Raw genomic sequence first — 2,771 nt, forward strand, 5'->3', positions numbered from 1 at the left:
GCGCCGGGCCGAAATTGAACCAGATCAGTGCGGTGATCACGGCGATGATCATCACGCTGGGCACGAAGATGGCGGATACCTGATCCGCCAGCTTGCCGATGGGTGGGCGCGAGTTCTGTGCCTTGGCCACCTGTTCGGTGATCTGGCCCAAGCGGGTGTCGTCACCGACCCGGGTTGCACGATACATCAAACCGCCACGACCGTTGACCGTGCCGGCGCTGACCTCGCTGCCTTGCTGCTTGGATACCGGATCGGGTTCCCCGGTGAGCATGGATTCGTCGATATAGCTCGAACCTTCCGTCACTTCGCCATCCACCGGCAGCCGCTCTCCAGGGCGCACGCGAAGCCGATCGCCTTGGCGCACTTCATCAAGTGGGATCTCTTGTTCCTGACCGTCGCGAATCACTCGAGCGGTCTTGCTCTGCAGATCCAGCAGGCGCTTCAGCGCATCGCTGGTGCGCCCCCGGGCCTTCAGCTCCATGGCCTGACCCAGCAGGATCAGACCGATGACCATGGCCGAGGCCTCGAAGTAGACGCCTTGAGCCACCTCCGGCAGCCAGTCGGAAAACAGCACCACCACCATGGAGTAGAGCCAGGCGGCGCCAGTCCCCAAGGCGATCAGGGTATCCATGTTGGCCTGATGCTGGGTGAAGGTCTTCCAGGCATTGACGAAGAAGTGCCGTCCGGGTCCTACCAGTACCCCAAGACTCAGGGCACCGATCACCAGCCAGAACAGCTTGCCCCAACCTTGGGGGGCAGGATGATAGATGAACATCAGCACCATCAGCGGCACGCCCAGACCCAGCGCCATGGCGCTGCCCCGCAGGCGCTTCTTGTATTCCCGGGCATCCTGTTCCTGTTTGGTCTGCTGAGCTTGGCGCAGATCTTCGATGCGGCTTGCGCCGTAGCCCACGTCTTCCACCGCCTTGATAAGCCGATCGAGAGGGGCGTCGCCACTCACCTCCGCGGTGTGGTTGCCGAAATTGACCTGGGCGTGGGTGACACCCGGCGTTGCCCTGAGCGCCTTTTGCACGGTATTGACGCAACCTGCACAGGTCATGCCGGAGATCGCCAATCGCTGATCGATGTCGGTGGTCTTTGCTGCGTTAGCCGTGGGAGTAGCCTCGACGTCGGTGGAAGATACGGTGGTGTCCTCTTCGCTCTCTTCTTCAACACTGGCCGCGTCGCGCTCACGAGACGGATGGCCCGCTTCCTCGAGCAGCGCGTCGATACGCGCCTCGTCAAGGCGGCTTGCGATCTCCACCCGCTTGTCGTCCGGGAAACCCGTGACCTCGGCGGATTCATCCTCGGCTTGCAGGGTACGGCGAATTTTACTCACGCAGCCTTGGCAATTGATGCTGGGCACGTAACGATCCAGCAAAGCGGTGCTCATACGTCCTCCTTATGAAACGCTGTAGTGGAAGCAAGAGGAGAAGACTCGGGGAAGCTTTCTATCAAGCGGCACAGGCTGTGCCCGTCTGGGGTGCCGTCCGGCATGTCCTGCCAGGCGGTTAGCGCTTGTTCCATGCGTGACGCCAGCGCTTGAAGCTCGAGGATCCGTGCTTGGATTTCCGGCAGTCGCTGGGCCAGTAGATCCCGTACCAGCGGGCAGGGTGAATCACCGTGATCCGCGTGATCGAGGATCTCGCCGATCTCCCGCACGCTAAACCCCAGGGTGCGGGCACGCTGGATGAAGCGCAGCCGGTTGAGCGAAGCATTGTCGTAAAGCTGATAGCCGTTTTCCGGATCGCGCAACGGTTGCAGCAGCCTTCACGGGTATAGTGGCGCACAGTCTCGGCGGTGACTCCTGCGCTCCTGGCCAGTTCGCTGACCTTCATGGTCTCTCTCCGCAACATGATGTCTTGGAATGAGTGTAAAACCTATGTGTAACCCAAGGGTCAAGGGCGGATAGCAGACGCTATCCCTGAGACGACAGCTACAATGAGATTTAGGAGTCTACGACCAATGACTAACAACGCAAGTGATTGAAACGTACGTTTGACCTTGACTTGTGCATGACGATCAGTCAAAACCCATCAAGTATCTCGACATCTCTGCCGATAGTACGACAAGAACCTACGCTTTAATGGGAACAGGACGCGCGCAATGCATAACAAGACCAACAAGCTCACCCTCGCTATCGCCACAGCTGCCGCAGCGCTTTCATCAAATGTCATGGCCGGGGGCTTTCAACTCAACGAACAGAGTGTCAGCGGCCAGGGCTATGGCCACGCCGGACGCAGCTCCAACGTCAACGATGCCACTATCGTCTTCGGCAATCCGGCGGGCATGTCGTTTCTCGACAGGGCCCAAATAAGCGCAGGGGGCACCTTCTTGGACGTTCACTCGGACATCTCCAACGTTCGGGCATCTCAATCCAGCCCTGCCTTTCTACAAGCCACCGGTGGCGCTACGGACACGCTCCCTGTTCAAGGCAGCAACGATGGCGACATGGTGCCGAGCAAGCTCATTCCCTATGCCTTCTATGCCCAGCCGATCAACGATCGCCTGGCCTCGGGTTTGGTGTCTATGCACCTTTCGGCTCAAAGACGGACTATGAGGACTCCTTTCAGGGCCGTAACCAGGGCAACTATACGGAAGTGAGAGTCGTCAGCGCCCAGCCGACACTCTCTTACCGCTTCAACGAGCAGTGGTCCGTGGGTGCCGGCGTGACCTATAACCGGGTCGATGGCGAGCTGCAGCGCCAGGTGCCGCTGGTTACCCCACTGGGGCGAACCGAAGCGGATTCCCGGGTAAAAGGAGATGATGAG

Annotated in this window: 1 protein-coding gene and 2 pseudogenes; 1 reads left to right on the plus strand and 2 read right to left on the minus strand. The window is 59.7% G+C overall.

Annotation, left to right across the window (positions count from 1 at the left end; genetic code table 11):
* Positions 1–1,393, minus strand: a 1,393-nt coding sequence (locus tag CH74_RS17165) for an HAD-IC family P-type ATPase (RefSeq protein ID WP_048308768.1), incomplete at its 3' end; no start/stop codon positions are given.
* A pseudogene (locus CH74_RS17170) lies at positions 1,390–1,838 on the minus strand (MerR family DNA-binding protein). The pseudogene CH74_RS17170 and the gene CH74_RS17165, both read right to left, overlap by 4 nt.
* 268 nt (positions 1,839–2,106) lie before the next feature.
* Between CH74_RS17170 and CH74_RS17175 the strand changes: the two are divergent.
* Positions 2,107–2,771: pseudogene (locus tag CH74_RS17175) on the plus strand (OmpP1/FadL family transporter); the annotation flags it as partial.

It is taken from the genome of Halomonas sp. PR-M31, from assembly GCF_001039575.1.
Classification (GTDB): domain Bacteria; phylum Pseudomonadota; class Gammaproteobacteria; order Pseudomonadales; family Halomonadaceae; genus Modicisalibacter.